At 69.3% G+C, this 22,567-nt stretch carries 20 protein-coding genes; 11 read left to right on the top strand and 9 right to left on the bottom strand.

Annotated elements, in window-relative coordinates; all coding sequences use genetic code 11:
- Positions 1 to 10 precede the first annotated feature (10 nt).
- The 7 genes from ON37_RS30515 to ON37_RS30485 all read left to right on the top strand — a co-directional run bounded on the left by ON37_RS30515 (position 11) and on the right by ON37_RS30485 (position 6,646).
- A complete protein-coding gene (locus tag ON37_RS30515) occupies positions 11 to 658 on the top strand; it encodes an FMN-dependent NADH-azoreductase (RefSeq protein ID WP_040724521.1) in 648 nt (215 codons plus the stop codon).
- 1 nt (position 659) lies between these two features.
- Complete coding sequence (locus tag ON37_RS30510) at positions 660 to 980, top strand: DMT family transporter (RefSeq protein ID WP_040724519.1); 321 nt, start codon at positions 660 to 662, stop codon at positions 978 to 980.
- 153 nt (positions 981 to 1,133) lie between these two features.
- The gene (locus ON37_RS30505) at positions 1,134 to 1,712 is read left to right on the top strand and encodes a hemerythrin domain-containing protein (RefSeq protein WP_040724516.1); all 579 of its coding nucleotides are present in this window, start codon (positions 1,134 to 1,136) and stop codon (positions 1,710 to 1,712) included.
- 173 nt (positions 1,713 to 1,885) lie between these two features.
- A complete protein-coding gene (locus ON37_RS30500) occupies positions 1,886 to 2,239 on the top strand; it encodes a hypothetical protein (protein ID WP_040724514.1) in 354 nt (117 codons plus the stop codon).
- On the top strand, positions 2,232 to 4,727 hold the full coding sequence (locus tag ON37_RS31415; protein ID WP_051032338.1) for an ABC transporter substrate-binding protein: 2,496 nt from the start codon (positions 2,232 to 2,234) through the stop codon (positions 4,725 to 4,727). The genes ON37_RS30500 and ON37_RS31415 overlap by 8 nt, the downstream gene beginning before the upstream one ends.
- 69 nt (positions 4,728 to 4,796) lie before the next feature.
- Complete coding sequence (locus tag ON37_RS30490) at positions 4,797 to 5,186, top strand: DUF4186 domain-containing protein (protein ID WP_040724513.1); 390 nt, start codon at positions 4,797 to 4,799, stop codon at positions 5,184 to 5,186.
- 119 nt (positions 5,187 to 5,305) lie between these two features.
- Positions 5,306 to 6,646, top strand: coding sequence for an APC family permease (locus ON37_RS30485; protein WP_040724509.1), 1,341 nt, complete (start codon positions 5,306 to 5,308; stop codon positions 6,644 to 6,646).
- Positions 6,647 to 6,758: 112 nt separating this feature from the next.
- On the opposite strand, the gene ON37_RS30480 is transcribed toward ON37_RS30485, so the two are convergent.
- The 6 genes from ON37_RS30480 to ON37_RS30455 form a co-directional block, all read right to left on the bottom strand.
- Positions 6,759 to 8,135 carry an MFS transporter gene (locus tag ON37_RS30480; protein WP_245553583.1) on the bottom strand — a complete coding sequence of 459 codons (1,377 nt, stop codon included), beginning with the start codon at positions 8,133 to 8,135 and terminating at the stop codon, positions 6,759 to 6,761.
- Between the two features lie 279 nt (positions 8,136 to 8,414).
- Complete coding sequence (locus ON37_RS30475; RefSeq protein WP_174362160.1) at positions 8,415 to 9,713, bottom strand: dihydrolipoamide acetyltransferase family protein; 1,299 nt, start codon at positions 9,711 to 9,713, stop codon at positions 8,415 to 8,417.
- Between the two features lie 10 nt (positions 9,714 to 9,723).
- Complete coding sequence (locus tag ON37_RS30470; protein ID WP_210742068.1) at positions 9,724 to 10,707, bottom strand: alpha-ketoacid dehydrogenase subunit beta; 984 nt, start codon at positions 10,705 to 10,707, stop codon at positions 9,724 to 9,726.
- 19 nt (positions 10,708 to 10,726) lie between these two features.
- On the bottom strand, positions 10,727 to 11,923 hold the full coding sequence (pdhA, locus tag ON37_RS30465; RefSeq protein WP_245553582.1) for a pyruvate dehydrogenase (acetyl-transferring) E1 component subunit alpha: 1,197 nt from the start codon (positions 11,921 to 11,923) through the stop codon (positions 10,727 to 10,729).
- Between the two features lie 11 nt (positions 11,924 to 11,934).
- The gene (gene lpdA / locus ON37_RS30460; protein WP_040724506.1) at positions 11,935 to 13,389 is read right to left on the bottom strand and encodes a dihydrolipoyl dehydrogenase; all 1,455 of its coding nucleotides are present in this window, start codon (positions 13,387 to 13,389) and stop codon (positions 11,935 to 11,937) included.
- Between the two features lie 161 nt (positions 13,390 to 13,550).
- Positions 13,551 to 14,762 carry a PucR family transcriptional regulator gene (locus ON37_RS30455; protein WP_245553581.1) on the bottom strand — a complete coding sequence of 404 codons (1,212 nt, stop codon included), beginning with the start codon at positions 14,760 to 14,762 and terminating at the stop codon, positions 13,551 to 13,553.
- A 128-nt stretch (positions 14,763 to 14,890) separates the two neighbouring features.
- On the opposite strand from ON37_RS30455, the gene ON37_RS30450 reads away from it, so the two are divergent.
- The gene (locus ON37_RS30450) at positions 14,891 to 15,151 is read left to right on the top strand and encodes a hypothetical protein (protein ID WP_157171712.1); all 261 of its coding nucleotides are present in this window, start codon (positions 14,891 to 14,893) and stop codon (positions 15,149 to 15,151) included.
- A gap of 77 nt (positions 15,152 to 15,228) precedes the next feature.
- Entirely contained in the window at positions 15,229 to 16,917 is a 1,689-nt protein-coding gene (gene ilvD / locus ON37_RS30445; protein ID WP_040724501.1) for a dihydroxy-acid dehydratase, read from the top strand.
- Positions 16,918 to 16,936: 19 nt separating this feature from the next.
- On the opposite strand, the gene ON37_RS30440 is transcribed toward ilvD, so the two are convergent.
- On the bottom strand, positions 16,937 to 18,583 hold the full coding sequence (locus tag ON37_RS30440; RefSeq protein ID WP_051032337.1) for a flavin-containing monooxygenase: 1,647 nt from the start codon (positions 18,581 to 18,583) through the stop codon (positions 16,937 to 16,939).
- Between the two features lie 165 nt (positions 18,584 to 18,748).
- Between ON37_RS30440 and ON37_RS30435 the strand changes: the two genes are divergently transcribed.
- Positions 18,749 to 19,120 carry a nuclear transport factor 2 family protein gene (locus tag ON37_RS30435; protein WP_040724500.1) on the top strand — a complete coding sequence of 124 codons (372 nt, stop codon included), beginning with the start codon at positions 18,749 to 18,751 and terminating at the stop codon, positions 19,118 to 19,120.
- Between the two features lie 13 nt (positions 19,121 to 19,133).
- Here the strand turns inward: ON37_RS30435 and ON37_RS30430 are convergent, their stop codons facing one another.
- Complete coding sequence (locus tag ON37_RS30430) at positions 19,134 to 19,610, bottom strand: hypothetical protein (protein ID WP_174362159.1); 477 nt, start codon at positions 19,608 to 19,610, stop codon at positions 19,134 to 19,136.
- Positions 19,611 to 19,880: 270 nt separating this feature from the next.
- Between ON37_RS30430 and ON37_RS30425 the strand changes: the two genes are divergently transcribed.
- A complete protein-coding gene (locus ON37_RS30425; protein WP_083893412.1) occupies positions 19,881 to 21,827 on the top strand; it encodes a glycoside hydrolase family 15 protein in 1,947 nt (648 codons plus the stop codon).
- 57 nt (positions 21,828 to 21,884) lie between these two features.
- On the opposite strand, the gene mug is transcribed toward ON37_RS30425, so the two are convergent.
- Positions 21,885 to 22,448, bottom strand: coding sequence for a G/U mismatch-specific DNA glycosylase (gene mug, locus ON37_RS30420; protein ID WP_040724499.1), 564 nt, complete (start codon positions 22,446 to 22,448; stop codon positions 21,885 to 21,887).
- Positions 22,449 to 22,567: the final 119 nt, after the last annotated feature.

Raw genomic sequence — 22,567 nt, 5'->3', positions numbered from 1 at the left:
AGGTTTCGATATGCCCACCTTGTTGCATTTGGATGCGAGCGCGCGCACCCGTTCCATCAGCAGGGAGCTGAGCGCCGCGTTCGCCGGCTCCTGGCGCGCCGCTCACCCCGGCGCGCGGTATGTCTATCGAGACCTGGTCGCCGATCCGGTGCCGTTCATCGATGCCGGGTGGACCGAGATCTGCGATGCGGTTCTCGCCGCCGGCGCGCTCGACCTCGACCGGCTGGGCACGCTCGCGCGAACGCCCGCGCAGGCCGCTGCGTGGCGGATCGTCGAACCGCTCCTGACCGAGCTGCTCGCGGCCGACGTCGTGATGATCGTCACCCCGATGTACAACTACTCCATCCCGGCGGCGCTGAAGGCGTGGCTCGATCAGGTGACCTTCCCGCGAATGTCGTTGGCGCCACGCCGTTTCGTGGTGGCCAGCGCCCGCGGTGGCGCCTACTCGCCCGGAACGCCGAAGGCGGCGTTCGATTACCAGGAGCGCTATCTCCGGGACTTCTTCGCGGGCCATTTCGGCGTCACCGACACGGTTTTCGTCACCACCGAGCTGGCCAACTCGCGTCAGGATCCCGCGCTCGCGCGGCGGCGCGGCGAGCACGACGCGTCGTATGCGCTCGCCCTCGCCACCGCCCGCGAGCTGGGCGGGAGGTACTGAGATGAGCTGGCTCGTTCTCACCCTGGCGGGAGTGGTCGAGATCGCCTGGTCACAGAGCATCAAACCGACACACAACTTCACCCGGCCGCTGCCCACGCTGCTGTGTTTCGTCCTCGCAGCGCTCGCGGTGTACCTGCTCTCGCACGCGATGCGGACCCTGCCGGTCGGAACCGCCTATGCGGTATTCACGGGGATCGGTGCGGTCGGAGCCGTCGGTCTCGGCGTCGTCGTCGACAAGGATCCGCTCAGCGTCGGCCGGATACTCGCACTGTCGATGATCGTCGGCGGCATCGTGCTCGCTCGGGTCACCGGCTCGCAATAGACCGACGTGGGCCGGTACGGCGCGGCCGGCTCGTGTTGATTCGATCGCGGCCCCGGGCCGGGCCGTGGGCTATGGTCGGGATCCGGCGCCGCGGTCCCGCCGCGGGGCCGCCGGGTCCGGTACTTACCTGAAATGTCGTGTCAGGGAGGAATTGTGGACATTACCGAGCTGATCCTCGACGACCACCACGAGCAGCGGCGGCTGTTCGCGATCCTGGAGCAGATCGATCGCGGGGAGACCGCCGTGTTGTCCGCGATCTGGGGCCGGTTGGCGGCCTTCCTCGAGCTTCACGCCCAGGCAGAGGAGGAGATCTTCTATCCCGCGTTGCTACAGGCGGGGATGGCGGCTCGGCAGGCGAGCGGCACGGAGGACGAGACGCTCGACGCCATCCACGACCACAACGAGATCCGGGACGCGGTCGCCGAAGTCGGGCGGCATCGGGTCGGCACCGACGAATGGTATGCGGCGGTGGCGGCCGCCAATCTGGCCAACAGCGATCACATGGCCGAGGAGGAGCGCGAGGGGCTCACCGACTTCCGCCGGCTGGTCGGATTGACGCGACGCCATCAGCTCGCTGTTGCCTTCGCGGCCTACGAGGCGCGTAACTACGCGGGCGTGGAGTCCGTCGACAAGGACCCGGCCGGCTACGTTCGCGCGGCGGAGGCGGGACTGCGCCCACGCGTGCCCGGCTCGCTCGGGGTCGGCAGTCTCAAGCCGACGCCGCCGAGCTGATCGCCGGCGTCGCGGATCGCCGGCTCGGGTATCTGCCGCCGGCGGTCGCGACCTTCGTCGCCCATCGACGTTCCGCGAGCGACGTTTTCGGGTATACAGTGCGGTACCGGCGACTCGCGGGTCGCGGGATTCGATTGTCCGGTCGCGGGTGGGAGGGGCAAGAGTGATCGACGATGACTGAGATCCTGGTGCGGTGTTCGTTCCCGGATGTGGACCTGGCGACCGCGGACGATCTGTGCGCCGACCTCTCCGACAGCCTCGACCGGAGTGTTCCCGAGGTTTCGACGGATCGGGTCCGGCAGAACGAGTTGAACCAGGATCTGGGCACGGTCCTGACGATCGTGCTGACCTCGCCGACGGTGGGGCTGGTCGTGCGGGAACTGTCCCGGTGGGCGGCACGGCGGCACGACGCCGCCCTGCGATTGAGCCGGACCGGCACCGAGGCGACGATCGAGATCAAAGGACCCCTGAGTCAGCGCCACGAGCGCATGGTCCGGATGTTCCTCGACGGCGACGATCGTGCATGATCCCGACAAGACGGTCGCGATCATCTGCGGTGCGAGCCAGTGGCCGCACCTGAATCGCTTCGCCGGGGATGCGGCGTTCCGGAACACCGCGAAAGGGGTCGAACAGTATCTGGCCGGCCGGGCCGGAATGGGTTTGGCCGCAAGCAATATCCTGAATCTGTTCGACAGCACGATCTCCGCGGTCGAACACTTCGACCGGATCAGAGCGTTTCTGCTCGGCCATATGGATCGGTTACACAGCCGGGACGGGCGGGGAATGCTGGTGCTGGTGGCCTACATCGGGCACGGCGCCTTCTTCGAGGGCCAGCGGTTCTACTGTCTGCTGCTGCGCGAAACGCACGAACCGGCTCCGGTGGAGAGCAGTATGCGCGTGACGGTACTCGCCCACACCCTGCGCAGTACCGCACCCCGGAGCGCGCGCATCGTCATCCTCGATTCCTGCTTCGCCGGCCACGCCGCCAACGATTTCCAAGGCGCCGTGGAAGAGGTCGCCGCGGCCAAGGTCGACGAAATCGTCGAGCAGGAAGCCAGACTCGATCGCCGGGCACGGGAATCGGCCGGGCAGATCGAACGGATCCTCGGCTACGACAGCGCGAGCGGCGTCGCCCTGCTGTGCGCCTCGAGTTCGCGCGACCCCGCCCGATTGGCCGGCAAGGGTTCGTTCACGCTGTTCGGTCGGGCCCTGATCGACGTCCTGGAGGTGGGCGACCGGCACCGGCCGGGACCGATGAGCTTGCGCCAGATCTGCGGGCTCATCGCGGCCCGGCTCGAGTCGATCAGGGATGCGCCCGCGCCCCAAGTACATTCGCCGGAACAGGACGGCGGCCGCGATCTCGCCGATGCGCCGCTGTTCCCCAATCCCGCCGGACCGCCGCGACCGCTGCCCGGAGTCGAGCGACGACGGCGGCAACGGCAACTGACGCGCGCCGCCGTGGCGGTCGCGGTCCTGGCGGCGGTCGGTATCTCGACCGGCGGCGGTGCGCGTTTCGCCGGTCACGATCCCGGCTACCTGCGGGGGCACTGCGGCACCGAGATCACCACTCTGATCAGCGTCGGCGCCGAATGTATCGGCCTGACCGACGGCTCCTTCGACCTGTTCCAGCCGGTCGACCGCGACGAGGCGGTGGAGAACCGGATCAGGTCGGTGGAAAACACCATCGCCGCGCAGAACCGGCTGGCCGAGCAGCGGCATCGAGAACATCCGGACCGGCCGTACGTCACCCTCGTCGACCTCGAGGCGCTGACCGCCCCCGAGGGCGGTACGGCGGCCGGGCTCACCGCGGAGCGAGAGAGCCTGGAGGGCTTGGCCGTCGCGCAGAATCTGCAACTCGATGCCGAGGAAGCCGGGGCGCCGTTGATCCGGGTCCTGATCGGGAACGCGGGGCGGGACATGCAGTCGGGCCCGCGGCTCGCCGCCCAGATCGCCGACAGCGCACGGAAAGACCCGAGCATCGTGGGCGTGATCGGCTTGAATCTGAGCAACCAGGCGACCAAGAACACCGTGGCCGTACTGAACGACGCCCGGATTCCGACCGTCGCGACGACGCTGTCGTTCGACTACCTCGCCGACTGGATCCCGCTGTTCGTCCAGGTCGCGCCGCAGGATCGGAGCGAGGCCGCGACCGCCGCCGGATTCGCCGCCCAGCTCGGCACCTCGAAGCGAGTGCGCATCTACTACTCCGGTGATCCCAACGACCTGTACAGCGCGAACTTGCGCGACGACGCCGCCTACTGGTTCGAGAAGTTCGGATTCACCGTGCAGACAACGGCTTTCACGCCGGCCGGGCAGGGCACCGACGCGCAGCAGCCCCGGCCGGGCGACCGGCTGATCGGCGATGCCGCGGCTGCGGGGGCCGACAACTGCTCGATCGACGGCATCGCGTTCTTCGCCGCACGCGGGGTTCCGGACTTCGGCACGTTCCTCGACGGGGTGGCGTCCTGTGGCGGCACCGACGCGACAGTCATCGGCGGCGACGACGTCACCCGCCACGTGGCCGACCCCGCGGCCCGTTACCGAACACCCAGCGTGCCTTACTATTTCATGTCCTTCACGCCCGTTCCGGAAACGGATCCCGAGCCGGGACCGGCACGCGATTTCCATGCCCGGTTGAACACGCTGTTTCCGTTCGAAAAGGACGGTCAGCGCTCGCTCGACGGGCATGCCGCGCTCACCTTCGATGCCACCCAGGTCTACGTCGCGGCCGTGACCCAGCTGCACCGGAACGGGCGTGAGATCAGCGCGGCCGCGCTGTCCAGACAGATCACCAAGCTCGGGAGCTTTCAAGGGGTGACCGGCACCTTCGACTACGGCGACGCCAACCGGCCCAATGTGCCCAGGCACAAACCCGTCACCGTCATGCGAGTGCGGCACGGCGACGTCGATCCCGAGATCCAGGCCTACTGCGGTGAACTTCCCGGTCGCCGCCGCAGCCCGGAGCCGTGGTGCCCTCCGGACGCGGACGAGAACCCGCCGACCCCGCCACGTTGACGGCAGGCCGGCCCGGCGCCGGTCCGGTACACCGGCCGGGTCGGACCCCCGATCTAGGCTGGAAGCGTGATGTCGGATCGCGCGGAGCTCGATGCTCGCCTGAACGAGATCGCCCGGCACCCGTTCCGGGCGAAGTTCCACCTGCGCGCACCCGAGGTCGAGTTCGTCGCGCTGCGCGGGATGAAGGTCGTGCGGGAGCACGCGGTCGATCTCATCGGCCGGCGACTCGCACCGGCACATCCCGCCCGAGACGGAAAACAGACACCCTGGGGTGGCCATCCGGTTTTCCGCGCGCAACATGCCACCGGCACGTGCTGCCGCGGCTGCCTGCAGCGCACGCACGGCATCGCCAAGGGGCACGACCTGACCGACCGCGAACGGGAGTATGTCGTCGAAATCATCTGCCGCTGGGTGGAATTGGAGTGCGCCCGTCGAACCGACGCGCCGGTGCGCGGGTAGCGACGAGCAATACCCGTACCGGTTCGGCGGCGGCCGGGCCGGACGCACGGCCGCGGATCCTCGGGGTGGCGAGACCGACATAACCGCTTCGCCGAGCCCGCGGCGGGTATCTGGCCGGTATGCCTCGTTCCCTGAAACGCACCGTGAGCACGCCGCTGCTGTATTTCTTCATTCTCGGTGACGTGCTCGGAGCCGGGGTCTATGTGCTGGTCGGATCCGTGGCCGAGGCGTCGGGGGGTGCGGTGTGGCTGCCGTTGGCCGTCGCCCTGGGCTTGGCCACGCTGACGGCCGCATCCTATGCCGAACTGGCGACGAAGTATCCGCGAGCGGGCGGTTCCGCGCACTACGCGACCCGGGCGCTCGGCCCGGCGGCGGGGTCCCTGGTCGGCTTCTGCATGCTGGCGGCGGGAGTGGTGTCGGTGGGAGCGCTGGCCCGCGCCTTCGCCGGTGATTATCTGCAGGCGCTGGTCTCGGCGCCGACCGCGGTGGTGATCATCGTCTTCCTGGTCGCGCTGGCGCTGCTGAACATCCGGGGGATCAAGGAATCGCTGACCGCGAATGTCGCGGCGAGCCTGATCGAACTCGGTGGGCTGGTGCTGATCATCGGGCTCGGCGCGTGGTTGCTGCTGCGGGGCGACGCCGATCCCGGGCGGCTCACCGACATCGGCACACCGCAGCACGGTCCGGTCCTGGCCGTCCTGGCCGGTACGGTGCTGGCCTTCTACTCCTTCGTGGGCTTCGAGACGTCGGTGAACCTGGCCGAGGAAGTGCGTGATCCGCGGCGTTCGTACCCGGCCGCCCTGTTCGGCGCGCTGCTCACCGCCGGCGTGGTGTACGTGTCGGTCGGCGTGGTCGCCGCCGCCGCGGTGCCGACCGACGAGCTGGCCCGGTCGAGCGGCCCGTTGCTCGAAGTGGTGCGGCGGGCCGGTGGGGTGCCCGAACGGTTGTTCAGTGTGATCGCGCTGGTCGCGGTGGCCAACGGGGCCTTGCTCACCGGAATCATGGCCTCCCGGCTCGCCTACGGTATGGCCCGCGACGGACTCCTGCCGGCGGTGCTGACCCGGTTGCTCCCCGGCCGCCGCACACCATGGGTCGCGGTGGTGGTCACGACGTCGGTGTCGATCGCGCTCGCGCTCACCGGCGAGGTCGCCGTCCTGGCCGAGACGCTGGTGTTGCTGCTGCTGGTCGTCTTCACCGCGGTGAACTGTTCGGTGCTGCTCGAGCGCCGGCACCCGGTCGATACCGACCACTTCCGCGCGCCCACTGTCGTTCCGTGGCTCGCCCTCGCCTCGTGTCTGTACCTGTTCACGCGGATCGAGGCCGCGATCTGGGCGCGCGGGCTGATCCTGGTCGGGTTGGGCGTCGGGCTCGCGGTCGTGAACACCCTGCGCTCCCGGCGCTCCGCCGACCGGCAATCGCACGACCGATCCCGGGGCGCGGACGTCCTCGATCCGAGCTGATATCGCCGCTCGGGCACCCGCGGTCCTCGCCTCGCCCTCGGGATGGTGCTCCAGGCTGAGCCGGGCGTCATCAGGTGCCATGCTTGTCGCGCCGCCACCCAGGGCGCCCCGGCTACTGTGCGACGGCGGCGGTCACCTTCCGGTCGGATGTCGTCGGTTCCTCGCGGGCGACCAGCGAGATCCTGCCGCCGCGGAGCCGCACTCGCAGCCCGGCCGCTCGGGCGAGTATGAGACCGATCAGTGCGGCGGCCGCCGCGGAGACCGCCCCACAGGCGAACAATCCGAACCGGGGACCGAACTGTTCGGTGAGCCAGCCCACGATCGGGCCGCCGATCGGGGTGCCTCCGGTGAACACCATCATGTACAGCGACATCACCCGGCCGCGCATGGTCGGGTCGGTCTCGAGCTGCACCATCGAGTTGCCGGAGGTGTTGAAGGTGAGGCCGAGCAGACCCACCACCGTGAGCAGTACGGTGAACAGCCAGTACTCGGGAGCGAACGCGGTGACCGCCTCCAGCACGCCGAAGCCGACGGCCGTGGCGACCAGCATCCGCATCCGCACCCGCCCGCGACGGCTGGCCAGGAGTGCGCCGACGAGCGATCCCGCGGCCAGCGCGGTGTTGAGCAGACCGTACTTTCCGGCGTCGACGTCGAAGACGTGATACGCGAATCCGGATAAAACAGTGGGGAAGTTGTACCCGAAAGTGCCGATGAACCCCACCATGACGATGGGCCAGAGCAGGTGCGGATGGGCGCCCACGTAGCGAAGGCCTTCGCGCAGTTGCCCTTTCCGGCGCGGCAGGCGGGGCACCGGGGTCAACTCCGCGGGCCGCATTGCCAGCAGACCGGCGATGACGGCCGCGAACGAGCAGGCGTTGATCACGAAGGCCCAGCCGGACCCCACCGCGGCGATCAGGGCGCCGGCGACCGCGGGCCCGATCAGCCGGGCGGCCTGGAAGTTCGCGGAGTTCAGGCTGACGGCGTTGCGTAGCCGCTGGGTGCCGACGATTTCCGGGACGAACGACTGCCGGGTCGGATTGTCGACCACCGTCACCATGCCCAGCAACAGCGCCAGCAGGTACACGTGCCACACCTCGACCGCACCGGTCAGCGTCAGGACGGCGAGTACGGCGGCGAGCACGCCCATCGTGGCCTGGGTGATGACCAGCAGACCCCGCTTGGGAAAGCGATCGGCGATGACCCCGCCGTAGAGACCGAACAGCAGCATCGGCAGGAACTGCATGGCGGTGGTGATGCCGACCGCGAACGAGCTGCCGGTGAGACCGAGCACCAGCCAGTCCTGCGCGATCCGCTGCATCCAGGTGCCGGTATTGGACACCACCTGACCGGCGAAGTAGTAGCGGTAATTGGGGACGGCGAGCGAGGCGAACATCCCGCCCACGCGCGTCGGCGGATCGGCCGCCGGGGCGGGCAGATCGGGCCGAGGTGGGTCGATGACGGGGCCGGCGTCGGTGCGGATCGCGGTCAAGACTGCCTTTCCTGCTGTTCAGCTCCTTGTTCGGTGAGGGCAACGCGCGGTTGCCGGATGGGCTCGGCGGGCGAATGTGACGCACGCCACGTTGTTTAGCCTATCTAATTAATTATAGGCCCGAACCGGCTCGTCGAGCCCGGCGCTGGGCCTCGGGGCACTCCGGTCGAGCGGCGTCCGGATCCGCGCTGGGAGGTGAGGGGTGAAGCCGGGCGGCGGTGCCCGGGGGTGTGCGAGTGGCGTCGCCCGGCTTCGATGGTTGTGACCGCGCGGTGGCGCCTAGGTCACAATCCGCAGGGGGTGTTCGAGCAGGTCTCGGAGTTGGGCGAGGAATTCGGCGGCGACAGCGCCGTCGATCGCTCGGTGATCGGCGGACATGGTGAGGCGCAGGATCTTTCGGGTCACGACCTGGCCGCCGTCGAGGCGCAGTTCGTCGCCGGCGGCGCCGACCGCGAGGATGGCGGCCTCGGGCGGGTTGATGACCGCGGTGAAATGTTCGATGCCGTACATGCCGAGGTTGGAGATGGTGAAGGTACCGCCGGTCATCTCCTCGGCACGGAGTTTGCGGTCGCGGGCGCGTGCGGCCTTGTCCCGGGTTTCGGCGGCGATGGCCGAGACGGCCTTGCGGTCGGCGTCGCGGATCACGGGGACGAGCAGGCCCGAGGGCGTGGCCACGGCAACGCCGAGGTGAATGCCGTGATGCCGGCGCAGGGTGGCGCCGGCGAAGGTGACATTGACCGCGGGGTTGGCGCGCAGCGCGGTCGCCACCGCCTTGACGAGCAGGTCGTTGACGCTGATTCGCCCGGCCCCGGTTGCGCCGAGGGTGTCGTTGATCTGCGAGCGGAAGGCCAGCAACTCGGTGACGTCGACCGCGCTGGTCAGGTAGATGTGCGGCGCCTGCTGTTTGCTCTCGGCGAGACGGGTGGCGGATACGCGCTGGATGGTGGTCAGCGGGATCTCGTCGAAGTCACCGGACGCCGGGGGGCCGGCCGTGTCCGATGCCGTGATCGCCGGTGCGGCGGGCGGTGCCGTGGTGGGCGGTGAAGTGGCGGGAGCGATTGCGGCATGGGCGTTTTCGACGTCGATGCGGGTGATCCGTCCGCCCGGTCCGGTTCCGGTGACGGTGGTGATGTCGACACCGAGTTCCCGGGCGACCTTGCGCGCCAGGGGGGAGGATTTAGGGCGGGTGGTATCGGCGGCCGGTGCCGCAGCCGGTGGCGCCGGCATCACGGCGGGCTCGATGCGGGTCGGAGCGGGCGACGGCGCGGTGTCCTTCCCGGCCGGTACGGCCGCGGTCCGCCGGTCGGGCGTCGATGTCGGGCCGGACGCCGCGGCTTTTCCGCTGCCGTCGCCCAGGACGGCGATCGGCTCGCCGATCGGCACGCGGGTGCCGGCCTCGGCGATGATGTGTTCGAGGATGCCGTCCTCGTAGGCCTCCAGTTCCATCAGGGCCTTGTCGGTTTCGATCTCGGCGAGGACGTCTCCGCGGGTGACCGTGTCGCCGACCTGTTTGAGCCAGTTGGCGACGACGCCGTCTTCCATGGTGTCGGAGAGCCGGGGCATGGTGATGTCGGGCACTGAATTCCTCTCAGCGTCGCTTGCCTACGGCCGCAAGGGTTTCCACGGCGGCGGCGTAGAGCGAATCGGCGGACGGCAGCGCCAGCCGCTCCAGCGGCTTGGCGTAGGGCAGCGGCACTTCGGCCATGGCGACCCGGCGCACGGGGGCGTCGAGACAGTCGAAGGCGCCGTCGGAGATCGAGGCGGCGACTTCGGCGCCGATGCCGTAGGTGAGCCAGTCGTCCTCACCGACGACCGCGCACCCGGTGCGGCGGACCGAGCGGATCAGCGTGTCGCGGTCGAGCGGACGCAGGCTGCGCAGGTCGATCACCTCGGCGGAAATACCCTCGCCGGCAAGCCGTTCCGCGACCTGCGTGCAGACCGCGGCCATCCGGGAGTAACCGATGAGGGTGATGTCGGTGCCGGTGCGGGTGACGGCGGCCTTGCCGATGGTCGCGGGCGGGAGTTGCGAAGGTACTTCGCCCTTGGCGTTGTAGAGCGCGAGGTTCTCCAGGAACAGCACCGGATCGTCGTCCGCGATGGCGGCTTTGAGCAGCGCCCGCGCGTCGGCGGGTGTGCTGGGCGCGACCACTTTCAACCCGGGCACGAACGCGTAGTAGAGCTCGATGTTCTGCGAATGGGTGGCGCCGAGCTGCTGTCCGCCGCCGCCGGGCGTCCGGATGACCATGGGGACGCTGGTCTGTCCGCCGAACATGCCGTAGATCTTCGCGGCGTGGTTGACGATCTGGTCGAGTGCGAGCAGGGAGAAGTTGATCGTCATGATCTCGACGATCGGCCGCAGGCCGAGCATGGCGGCGCCGATGGCCGCGCCGACGAATCCTTCCTCGGCGATCGGGGTGTCGCGCACCCGCTTCTCACCGAATTCCCGCAGCAGTCCGGCGGTGATCTTGTAGGAGCCCTCGAACAGGCCGATCTCCTCGCCGATCAGGAAGATATCGTCGTCACGGCGCATTTCCTCGCGCAGGGTTTCGCGCAGCGCTTCGCGGTAGGTCATCACAGGCACGGGTCGGTCCTCAGGCGGTGAAGAGCGGATCGGCGGGCAGGCGGCGGGAATCGCCGGGCACCGGGCTGGCGTAGGTGTAGTCGAACAGGCTCGACGGCTCCGGATGTGGGCTGGTGTCGGCGAATTCGACAGCGGCGGCGACCTCGGCGGCCACGGCGGACTCCAGCGCTGTGGCCGAATCCTCGTCCAGGACACCGGTTTCCAGCAGCGTCCGCTGCCACCGGTCGATCGGGTCGTGCGAGCGGGCCGCCGATACCGCTTCTTCGGTGCGATATCTCGCGGGGTCCACCACCGAGTGGCCCTTGAGCCGATGGCTGACCGCTTCCAGCAGCGCCGGTGTGCCGTCGCGCCGCGCGGCGTCGATCAGCTCGCGTGCGGTGTCGCGGACGGCGAGAACGTCGGTGCCGTCGACGCGTTCGCCGCGCATGCGATAGGCGGCGGCGCGTTTCCACAGATCCGGTTCCGCGGAGGACTTCTCGACGGTGGTGCCCATGCCGGTGTAGTTGTTCACGACCAGGAACACGATCGGCAGGTGCCAGAGTGCGGCCAGGTTCAGTGATTCGTGGAAGGCGCCGATATTGGTTGTGCCCTCGCCCATTTGGCAGACGACGACCTCGTCCCCGCCGCGGTAGTCGATGGCCAGGGCCGCGCCGACGGCCAAGGGCAGCTGGCCTCCGACGATGGCGTAGCCGCCGAGGAGCCGAGTCGCGGTGTCGTACATGTGCATCGACCCACCCCACCCTTTGGAGGTGCCGGTGGCGCGCCCGTACAACTCGGCCATCACCCGGCCGGGCGGGATCCCCTTGGCGAGCGCGTACCCGTGCTCGCGATAGTTGGTGAACAGATAGTCGGTGGGCCGCATCGCCGCCCCGAGGCCGACCACGGTGGCCTCTTCGCCCAGGTTGAGATGGCAGTAGCCGCCGATCTTCGCCTGCTGGTAGCTCTGCGCGGTGCGCTCCTCGAACCGGCGCACGAACAGCATGTCGCGATACAGCTTTCGCAGGGTTTCGGGAGTTTCCGCCGCGACGCGGGACGCGAACGATGTGGTGGGCGACGCGGTCCGGTCGACCGGGGAAGCCTCGGCCGGCGACGTCGGGGCCATCGCGGTGGTGGCGGGCCCGGCGGTGGTGGCGGGCCCGGCGGTGGTGGCACGGCGCGCCGTGCGGCGGCCGGACGTGCGGGGGATCTGCTGCGGGGTGGTGGTCACGATGGTGCTCCTCAACGTGAACGCGGCGCGGTGTGGATCGGCAGGCCGAGCCCGGTCAGGGCCGCTTCCATACCGATCTCGCCGAGGGTGGGGTGAGCGTGGATGGTGCCGGCGAGTTCGTCGAGCGTCGCCTCGAGCGAGATCGCCAGTGCGCCTTCGGCGATCAGGTCGCCGGCCGACGGGCCGATGATGTGCACGCCGAGCACTTCCCGGTGCCGGGCGCCGGCCACGATCTTGCAGAATCCCGCCGTCTCGCCGAACGCCTTGGCCCGCCCGAGGGCGGAGAACGGGAATTTCGCGGTGATCACCTCGTGGCCGCGGGCGCGCGCCGCGTCCTCGGTCAGGCCGACGCTCGCGATCTCCGGATGGGTGAAGGTCGCCGCCGGAACGACGTCGTAGTCGATGTGCCCGTCGTGGCCGGCGACGATATCCGCGGCGGTGAGGCCCTGATGGGAGGCCACGTGCGCCAGCAGGGCGGTGCCGGTGACGTCGCCGATGGCGTAGACGTGGTCGACCGCGGTGCGCAGTGCACCGTCGACGGGGATGAAACCCTTTGCGTCGGTGGCGATTCCGGCGGCTTCGAGGCCGAGGTGAGCCGTATTCGGCCGCCGGCCCACCGCGACGAGCACGACATCGGCGGCGATGGTCCGGGCCGCGGTTCCGGCGACCTCGACCGCCAGGGCCTCCCCGGTCCGCGCGATACCGGTGACCGTCGAGCCGGTCAGGACGGTGATGCCGCGTTCGGCGAACGAGCGCCCCAAGGCGGCGCCGATATCCTTGTCCTCCAGCGGAACCAGGCGATCGCGCAGCTCGACCACGGTCACCTCGGCGCCGAGGGTCGCGAACACGGTCGCCCATTCGACTCCGACCGCGCTGCCGCCGATCACGACCAGCCGGTCGGGTACCTCGGTCAGACCGAACGCACCGTCGGAGGTGACGACGCCCGGCAGGTCGGCGCCCGGAACCGGTAACGGTGCCGGTGTCGACCCGGTGGCGATGATCACGTCGGTGGCCGTCACCGTGGTGGTCGGGCCACCGGAGGGGGCGGCGGCGTAGCGCGGCCCGTCCGGATAGACCGGTGAGGGACCGGGTTCGAGAATGTCGACGGTGGTCGGGGCGATGAAGCGGGCATGACCCTCGATCACCGTGACGCCGTTGGCCTTCAGCAATCCCGCCACCCCGTCGGTCAGCTGCCCGACGATGTCGTCCGCGCGTTGCCGCACGCCGGTGAAGTCGACCCGCGGGTTGTCGGCGTGAATGCCGAAATCCGCTGCGGTTCGGACTGTTTCGTACACCTCCGCCGATCGCAGCATCGCTTTGGTGGGGATGCAGCCCCAGTTCAGGCATACCCCGCCCGGGCGTTCCTTTTCCACCAGCCCGACGGTCAGGCCGCGCTGGGCCGCGCGGATCGCCGCGACATAGCCGCCGGGCCCGCCGCCGACGATCAAGAGATCGAATTCCGGCACTTGTGGTGCTCCTCGTCCTGGATTGAGCGACCCGAATCCGGTTGTGGCGCGGGTCATCAGGTGTGGAGTCTGGTCGGTGCCGCAGGCCCGGACAATTCTCGGCAAGCCCAGGAATCGAGGCACGAAATTGGGCGCTGCGCCCAATCCGGCCGGTCCGCCGGTCAGTCCGAGGGGCGTTCGAGCAGTTCGTACGCGATGAGCGCGAGCGACAGTTCCAGTTGCCGGCGGGATCCCTCGAGCGGCTGATCGAGCAGGGTGGCGACGCGTTGGATGCGGTTGATCACGGTGTTGCGGTGGCAGTGCAACCGCGGTGCGGCATGGGCGGCGGAACCGTTCTCGGCCAGCCACACCGTCAGCGTCCGCAGCAGCACGTCCCGTTCTTTGTGCGGCAGCGCCAGGACGGGGCCGAGGGTTCGGTTCACCAGCAGGTGCGCCAGGTCGGTCGATCGCAGCAGCAGCGCCTCGGGGTAGCGGCTGTCGAGAGCGGTAAGCACGCCCGCGGAATCCGGTATCACGGTGTCGAGTGCGAGTGTGGCGAGCGCAAGGGCGATGTCGATGTCGGCCAGCCCGGACACCGTGGGGGACAGGCCACCGTGGCCGCGCACGAGCGGTCGCAACGCGTCGGCGACCTGCTGCGGCGAATGCTGTTCGAGCGCGACGATGCCGACGGTGGAGTCACCGCGGTCATGCCAGATCGACCGAATTCCCATGGCGGCCAGTGCGGTTTCGGTGCCCAGCCGAAGCGGATGCGGGTCACCCACCGCGACGACGACCAGGTAGGGACCGCCGATCGGGAGGTTCAATTCCCGCGCGGCGTGGGCGGCGAACCGGGCGTCGCGTCCCCGCCCGCTGAGGACGTCGTCGATCAAGGCGTGCCGCCGCCGCTCGTCGCGCCGCACCCGATCGAGCTCGGCGCCGCGATACGACGTGACCAATGCCGAGGACATGCCGTCGATCACCGCCCACATGGCGGTACCCGTTTCCCGGAACTCGCCGGGGGTGATCGGTGCGGCCCGATCCAGCAGGGCTTCCCAGACGATACGTCCGCCCAGCCGGAAGGTGCGCAACATGGCCTCGAGCGGTACGCCCTGCTCGGCGCGCTGTTTCCCGATCGCCGCGGCGACGTCGTCGTGTTCGGCGCCGGCCCCGCCCGAGTCGAGCAGATCCAGCACCCGGGTCAGGAACCGCCGGCACCCGTCCTGCAGATCCTGCCGCGTCACCGCGGAATAGTCTGTCCACTCGGGGTTGTCGGTGAAGATCGCCGTCATCAGCCGCTCGGCCAGGTCGTCGATATCGCCGCGACACGCCGCGGCCGGACCCGTCGCCTCCACCGGACCGTACTTGCCTGCGCCGGAGCGTTCGGATGCCGCCACATCGGTCACCGTACGTCCTGCCGCACCGCTCGGTGGCCTCGCCTGCCCGATCCGGCCGGCCCCGCCACGCGGCGCCCGCCCGACGGCACCTCCGGCCATCGAGCACCGAACGCGGCGATGATCGGGTCATGATCAGGCCGAGGGTGATCGTCAGCCGGGCGATGGAGGCAGCACTCGTGGTCGTGGGCCTGGCCGTGTTGTGGGCCGGCGACCCGAACGACTGGCTCGCGGTCTGGGACGTGCTGGCCGCCGTCTACGTCGTGATCTGGGCGGTCGAGACCCGTCATCGCGATGTCCGCGCCCAGGTTCTGGTGCACTCCGTGCTCGGGTTCTTCTACAACGCGGCGGTCATCGGGGTCGCGGTCGGGGTGGTGACCGGCGGGCGGTGACCGCGACCGGACCGCCGCCGCGGTGCGCGAGCGGGATTTCGCGGCCGACCGGTGCGCACAGTGCCTAGGCTTGCGTCATGGCACAGGACGGTGGCACGCACGACATGAAGCCTCGCTCACGGGATGTGACCGACGGGCTCGAGAAGACCGCCGCGCGCGGCATGTTGCGCGCGGTCGGCATGGGTGACGAGGACTGGAGCAAGCCGCAGATCGGCGTCGCCTCGAGCTGGAACGAGATCACCCCGTGCAATCTGTCCCTCGATCGGCTGGCGAAGGCGGTCAAGGAGGGTGTGCACGCGGGCGGTGGATACCCGCTCGAGTTCGGCACGATCTCGGTGTCCGACGGAATCTCGATGGGTCACGAGGGAATGCATTTCTCCCTGGTGAGCCGCGAGATCATCGCCGATTCCGTCGAGACGGTGATGATGGCCGAACGGCTCGACGGGTCGGTCCTGCTCGCCGGATGTGACAAGAGCCTGCCCGGCATGCTGATGGCGGCGGCGCGGCTGGACCTGGCGAGTGTGTTCCTCTATGCCGGATCCACCCTGCCGGGCAATATCGACGGCCGCGACGTCACGATCATCGACGCCTTCGAGGCGTTCGGCGCCTGTATGAAGGGTTTGATCAGCCGCGAGGAGGTCGACCGCATCGAACGGGCGATCTGCCCGGGCGAGGGCGCCTGCGGCGGTATGTACACCGCCAACACGATGGCCTCGGCCGCCGAGGCGCTGGGCATGAGCCTGCCCGGCTCGGCCGCACCGCCCGCCCCGGACCGCCGCCGCGACGAGTACGCCCGCAAGTCCGGGGAGGCCGTCGTCGGACTGCTTCGTCGCGGCATCACCGCACGCGACATCCTGACCCGTGAGGCCTTCGAGAACGCGATCACCGTCGTGATGGCGCTCGGCGGCTCCACCAACGCGGTGCTGCATCTGCTGGCCATCGCCCGGGAGGCGCACGTCGACCTCACCCTCGCCGACTTCAACCGCGTCGGCGACAAGGTGCCGCATCTGGGCGACCTCAAGCCGTTCGGCCGCTACGTGATGAACGACGTCGACCGGGTCGGCGGCATCCCGGTGGTGATGAAGGCGCTACTGGATGCCGGGCTGCTGCACGGTGACGCACTGACCGTGACCGGCGCGACGATGGCCGAGAACCTGGCGTCGATCGAGCTGGGACTCGACGGCGATGTGATCCGCCCGCTCGACCGCCCGATCCACAAGACGGGCGGGCTCACCATCCTGCACGGCACGCTGGCCCCCGAGGGCGCGGTGGTGAAGAGCGCCGGTTTCGACTCCGACGTCTTCCGCGGCACCGCCCGGGTGTTCGACGGTGAACGCGCCGCGATGGACGCCCTGGAGAACGGCACGATCGTCGCCGGCGATGTCGTCGTCATCCGTTACGAGGGCCCCAAGGGCGGCCCCGGCATGCGGGAGATGCTCGCCATCACCGGCGCGATCAAGGGCGCCGGTCTGGGCAAGGACGTCCTGCTGCTCACCGACGGCCGATTCTCCGGCGGCACAACCGGTTTGTGTGTCGGGCACATCGCTCCGGAGGCCGTCGACGGCGGGCCGATCGCCTTCGTCGCCGACGGCGATCCGATCGTCCTCGACGTCGCCAACCGCATCCTCGACGTCGAGATCGATGAGGCCGAACTCGCCGCCCGCCGAGTCGGCTGGCAACCGCTGCCGCCGAGGTACACCTCGGGTGTGCTGGCCAAGTACCGCAAGCTGGTGAGTTCGGCCGCCCACGGCGCGGTGACCGGCTGATACCGCGCCCGGACCGCCGCTACTCCCGGTCCGAGGGGGTGTCGATGACGTCGAATCCCTTGTAGTCGGAGGCGGCGACGTCGGCGATGATCTCGCCGTAGACGCCGAACCCGCCGACGAACGGCATGAACACCCGTGGTTTGCCCGGCACGTTCGCGCCCAGGTACCACGAATTCGCCTGCGGCATGAGCGTTCCCGCCGCCCGCTCGGCGCATTCGGCGACCCAGGCCGCCACCGCCTCCGGCCGGGCCTCCAGGGCGGTGGCGCCGCGGCGATCCAGGAAGTCGATCGCATCGGCCACCCAGTCCACATGCAGTTCCGAATGCAGCACCATATTGGCCAGTACCGACGGGCTGCCCGGGCCGGTGAGATTGAACAGATTCGGGAAACCGGTGATGCCCAGGCCCAGATAGGTTTTCGGTCCCTCTCGCCAGGCGTGGTTCAGGGTTTCCCCGCCCCGGCCGACGATGTTCATCTTCGCGACCGATCCGGTCATCGCGTCGAAACCCGTTGCCAGCACCAGCGTATCCAGGGCGTAGTACGCCTCGGAGGTGTGCACACCCGTGGCGTTGATCCGCTCGATGGGGGTGCTGCGCAGATCGACCAGGGTGACATTGTCCCGGTTGAAGGTCTGATAGTAGTTGGTATCGGTGCAGATCCGTTTCGCGCCGATCGGATGATCGCGGGGGATCAGCAGGTCGGCGACCCGCGGATCGTCGATCACCGCGCGCACCTTCTCCTCCCAGAACCGGCGCGCGGGCTCGTTCGCCTCGGCGGTCACCATCTGGTCGGGGAAGGTTTTGCTGAACAGCACGCCGCCGAGCCGCCAACGCTCCTCGTAGGCCGCGCGGCGCTCCTCCTCGGAGACCTCGAGGGTGTTCTTCGGATGCGGCCGATGCGGTGAGCCGCCGCCGCTGGTCATCGACAGTCGCCGCCGCTCCGGATAACCGGCCTTCTGCTCCCGGCGCGTACGATCGTCGAGCGGTGTATTGCCCGCGGGCACACTGTAATTGGGCGTGCGCTGGAAGACGTACAGGTGCTCGGCCTGCTCGGCGAGATGTGGAATCGCCTGGATGCCCGAGGAACCGGTGCCGATGACGCCGATGCGCTGACCGGTGAGGTCGACGCCCTCGTGTGGCCAGCTGGAGGTGTGCAGCAGCCGGCCGGCGAAGGTCGGCAGGCCGTCGATGTCGGGGGTGTTGGCGTTGGACAGCGGCCCGGTGGCCAGCACCACGAACCGCGCCGTCACCTCCGCGCCGCTGTCGACGCGCACCCGCCAGCGCAGCGTGGCCTCGTCGAGGACGATATCGGTGACCCGGGTACCGAATTCGATATCGCGACGCAGATCGAAGCGGTCGGCGACGTGTTCGAGATAGGACAGGATCTCGGGCTGGGTGGCGTACTTCTCGCTCCAGTTCCATTCCTGTTGCAGCGCTTCGTCGAACGAGTACGAGTAGTCGACGCTCTCCACGTCGCAGCGCGCACCCGGATAGCGGTTCCAGTACCACACGCCGCCCACGCCGTCGCCCGCCTCGAACGCCTGCACCCGCAGACCCTGTTCGCGCAGTCGATATATGGCATAGAGGCCCGCGATGCCCGCGCCGACGATCACCACATCGACGCCGGTACGGATATTCCCAGGTGACGATGTCGTCTCGGGGGTCACAGTCGAATACCTTTCGCCGGAGACCGGTTTCTCCGCCCTCGACGCTAGGAACGCGCACCGCGGCGGCGCACCTGTCGTCCCGCTGACCGGCGCGCCCGGCACCGCCACTCCCGCTCACCGAGACGTGGCCGCGTCGCACCACGCCCCCGGACCTACCGTCGGGCGATGGCCTCACCCGAACAGATCCGAACCGCCGTTCAGCACTACCTCGACGCCGTCGCCACCGGCACCGCGGCCGATATCGCTGCCCTGTACGCCGAGGACGCCACGGTCGAGGATCCGGTCGGCTCGGCGCCGCACCGCGGCCGCGCGGAGATCGAAAAGTTCTATCGCGCCCTCGAATCGAGGAGCAGGACGACCGAGCTGCGCACGCTGCGAGTCGCGGGCGACAGTGCGGCCTTCGTATTCCGGGTCAGCACCGAATCCGACGACCACACCACCACCATCGAGCCCATCGACGTCATGACCTTCGACGCGGACGGGCGCATCACGAGCATGCGGGCGTTCTGGTCCCGCGACGACATCACCGTGCACTGACCGGCGCGCGACGTCAGCGGCCCGACAGGGCACGACGTGCGCGCGGCCAGAATTCGAAGCCGGCGGTGGCCACGCCGCCGAGACCGATCACCACGATCGCCGCATCCACGCTGGTGCGCCCCTCCCGCGCCCAATAGACGTCCTCGAGATTCAGCAGCAGGGCCAGCTCGTCGACGATCAGCGCCGAACCGGCGCCGTAGGAGGTGGCCACCATCGGGTGGCGGCGGGCGCGTTCGGTTCCCCGGACGGCCACCGCCCCCACTGCCGCGAGCAGCGCTATCCCGATGTTGTAGTGGTGAAAGTGCCTGCCGCCCAGGCTGATTCCGCCGCCACCGGGACCGTGTCCGGCGCGGATCCAGTGGGTCAGCGCGCGCGTCGTGGCGAAGGTCGCCGTGAACGCCGCCCACGCCACGACGGTGGAACGCTCCCCGGGGCCCAAGGCTTCCAGCCACGCTCGCCGCACCGCGCGGGCCCGGCGCCGGACGATCACCGGGGCGCCCGGGCCGGCCTCGGCATCGCCGGTGGCGTGCCGGGCGGGTGCGTCGGCGCTCGCACGATGCGTCCCGCCGGCCGACGGAGGGGCTCTCGATCGCTCACCACCTCATCGTCGCCCGCCGCGGGCTTCCCCAGGCGAGTTTCGGCAAATTTCCGGCGAACCAGGCGGTGGCCGTATCCGCCTGGCTCGCTTCCCTGAAATCCGGGCCGGGCCGGGCATACGATCGACAGCAGTGCCCGAGCAGGTGACGAATGGGAGCACCGCATGAACGATCATCCGGAACACCCGCCGCGGGTCAGCGCGTTCCCCCGCATCGACGACTACGCGTTCATCTCGGATTCCGAGGTCACCGCCCTCATCGCGCCCAGCGGCGCCGTCGAGTGGATGTGTCTGCCTCGGATGGACTCGCCCAGCGTTTTCGGCGCCGTCCTCGATCGTTCCGCCGGGGCTTTCCGATTCGCGCCGGACGACATCGCCACCCCGGCCGGCCGCCGGTACATTCCCGGGACGATGGTCATGGAGACCAGCTGGCGCAGCGGGGAAGGCTGGGCAACCGTGCGCGATGTCCTGCTGGTCGGCCCGTGGCGCCACCAGCAACCGGGCCGCAGCGCGCACCGCCGCGCTCCCACCGACTACGACGCCGAACACATCCTGCTGCGCACGGTGCACTGCGAGACCGGGCAGATGCAGTTCGTCCTGGACTGCCAGCCGGCCTTCGACTACGGCCGGGCCCGGGCGAGGTGGGAGTACCTCGACAGTTACCACCTGGTCCGAGCCGACGCCGAAGGGGTCGATCTGTCGCTGCGGTTGACCACCGACCTGCGGATCGGGATCGAGGGCTCACGCGCGGTCGCCCGCACCCTGCTCAAAAGCGGGGACACCCGCTTCTGCGCACTGTCGTGGGGCAGCCGGGCGGCTCCCGAGACCGTCGAGGAGGCCGCCGAGCGGTTGAAGGGGACCGTGCACCACTGGCGGCACTGGCTGGCCGGCGGCCGGTTCCCGGACCATCCGTGGAGCGCGCAGCTGACCCGCAGCGCTCTGACCCTCAAAGGCCTCACCTTCGCCCCGACCGGTGCCATCGTCGCCGCACCCACCACCTCGTTGCCGGAAACGCCGGGCGGCGAACGTAATTGGGACTACCGCTACACCTGGATCCGGGATTCGGCGTTCGCACTGTGGGGTCTGTACACGCTCGGGTTCAACTGGGAGGCCAACGACTACTTCTCCCACCTCATCAACCTGGCCGAGAATGCCCAGGACATGCAGATCGTCTACGGCATCGGCGGCGAAACCGACCTGCGCGAACAGACCCTGGACAATCTGCGCGGATACGAGAACGCCGCTCCGGTGCGGATCGGCAACGACGCCTATCGGCAACGGCAACACGACGTCTGGGGCGCCGCGTTGGACGCGGTCTACCTCTACGCCCGCCGGCAGGACCAGATCGACGCGCGGACCTGGCCGCTGTTGCGCTGGGCGGTGAAGAGCGCGCTCGCGGTGTGGCGCGAGCCCGACCACGGGATCTGGGAGGTGCGCGGTGAGCCACAGCACTTCACCTCCAGCAAGGTCATGTGCTGGGTCGCCGCCGACCGCGGCGCCCGCCTGGCCCGTATCCACCACGACGACGAGCGGGCCGCCCGCTGGCAGCGCGCGGCCGACGAGATCCGCGCCGATGTCTGTGCCCACGCGGTCGATTCGCGCGGCGTGTTCACCCAGCATTACGGCAGTACCGCGCTGGACGCCTCGACGCTGCTCATCCCGCTGGTTCGTTTCCTTCCCGCCGACGACGAACGGGTGCGCAACACCGTGCTCGCCATCGCCGACGAACTCACCAGCGACGGACTCGTGCTGCGCTATCGCATCGACGAAACCGACGACGGTTGTGCCGGGGAAGAAGGCACCTTCACGATCTGCTCGTTCTGGCTGGTGTCGGCATTATCGGAAATCGGGGAGAAACACCGGGCCAAACAGCTGTGCGAACGACTGCTCGGCTACGCCAGCCCACTGGGTCTGTACGCCGAGGAGATCGACCCGTTGACCGGCCGGCACTGGGGCAACTATCCGCAGGCGTTCACCCATCTCGCATTGATCAATGCCGTCATGCATGTCGTCCGGGACGAACAGATCGAATTGCGCACCGCGCTCGGCGGCGAATCCATCGCCCCGCGCCTCGACGATATGACCCTCACCGGCGGCTATATCCATATCTGAGTGGTCCGTACCCGAGTTCGACCGATGGTGGTGTCCGGGTGCCGACCACGCCGGCCCTCACTCCGATCCCGTTGCGGCACGCAGCTTTCGGAATTCGGCGGCCAGGGCGTCGAGCGAGTAGTGGGCGTTGAGGCCGCTGGGGTTGGGCAGTACCCAGATGTCGGTGCTGCCGATGGTCTCGGATCGGCGGCCGACGGTGGTCCGCGGTCGGCCAAACGCGGTGCGGTACGCACCCAGGCCCAGCACGGCCAGTACCCGCGGCCGGTAACTGCGCACCTTCTCGACGAGCGCGCGGCCGCCCGCGCGCAATTCCTCGGCGGTCAGTTCGTCGGCTCTCGCCGTGGTGCGCGCGGCCACGTTGGTGATTCCCAGGCCGAGCGCCGGTAGTTCGTCCTGCTCGTCGGGACGTAACAGCCGCGGCGTGAATCCGGACCGGAACAGCGCGGGCCAGAAGCGATTTCCCGGGCGGGCGAAATGGTGGCCGGTCGCCCCCGACCACAGCCCCGGATTGATACCGCAGAACAGTACGGTCAGATCCGGGGCCAGCAGATCGGGAATGGTCCGGCCCGCCGCCGCGGCCAGATCGGCGGGGGTGGGCCGGGGTGCAGCGGAACGTGCCATCCGCCCAGTGTGCCCGAACCCGGCATCGCTGCGAGACGATGGTCGCGGCCGGTGACGGCGCCGCGGATTTGCGTGCCGGTTTTCGCGCCGCGGGTTCGCTGGGTGGAGACAGTGTCCTG

Source organism: Nocardia veterana NBRC 100344 (assembly GCF_000308855.1).
Taxonomy (GTDB): Bacteria; Actinomycetota; Actinomycetes; order Mycobacteriales; family Mycobacteriaceae; genus Nocardia; species Nocardia veterana.
The sequence above is the reverse complement of the archived record's forward strand: the minus strand, read 5'-3'. Positions and strand labels throughout refer to the sequence as shown.

Bases quoted from the DNA above. Each gene is read 5' to 3' on its own strand.
- ON37_RS30515 (WP_040724521.1), top strand. From the start codon at position 11: ATGCCCACCTTGTTGCATTTGGATGCGAGCGCGCGCACCCGTTCCATC.
- ON37_RS30510 (WP_040724519.1), top strand. From the start codon at position 660: ATGAGCTGGCTCGTTCTCACCCTGGCGGGAGTGGTCGAGATCGCCTGG.
- ON37_RS30500 (WP_040724514.1), top strand. From the start codon at position 1,886: ATGACTGAGATCCTGGTGCGGTGTTCGTTCCCGGATGTGGACCTGGCG.
- ON37_RS30490 (WP_040724513.1), top strand. From the start codon at position 4,797: ATGTCGGATCGCGCGGAGCTCGATGCTCGCCTGAACGAGATCGCCCGG.
- ON37_RS30485 (WP_040724509.1), top strand. From the start codon at position 5,306: ATGCCTCGTTCCCTGAAACGCACCGTGAGCACGCCGCTGCTGTATTTC.
- ON37_RS30470 (WP_210742068.1), bottom strand. From the start codon at position 10,707: ATGACCTACCGCGAAGCGCTGCGCGAAACCCTGCGCGAGGAAATGCGC.
- ON37_RS30450 (WP_157171712.1), top strand. From the start codon at position 14,891: ATGATCAGGCCGAGGGTGATCGTCAGCCGGGCGATGGAGGCAGCACTC.
- ilvD (WP_040724501.1), top strand. From the start codon at position 15,229: ATGGCACAGGACGGTGGCACGCACGACATGAAGCCTCGCTCACGGGAT.
- ON37_RS30435 (WP_040724500.1), top strand. From the start codon at position 18,749: ATGGCCTCACCCGAACAGATCCGAACCGCCGTTCAGCACTACCTCGAC.
- ON37_RS30425 (WP_083893412.1), top strand. From the start codon at position 19,881: ATGAACGATCATCCGGAACACCCGCCGCGGGTCAGCGCGTTCCCCCGC.
- mug (WP_040724499.1), bottom strand. From the start codon at position 22,448: ATGGCACGTTCCGCTGCACCCCGGCCCACCCCCGCCGATCTGGCCGCG.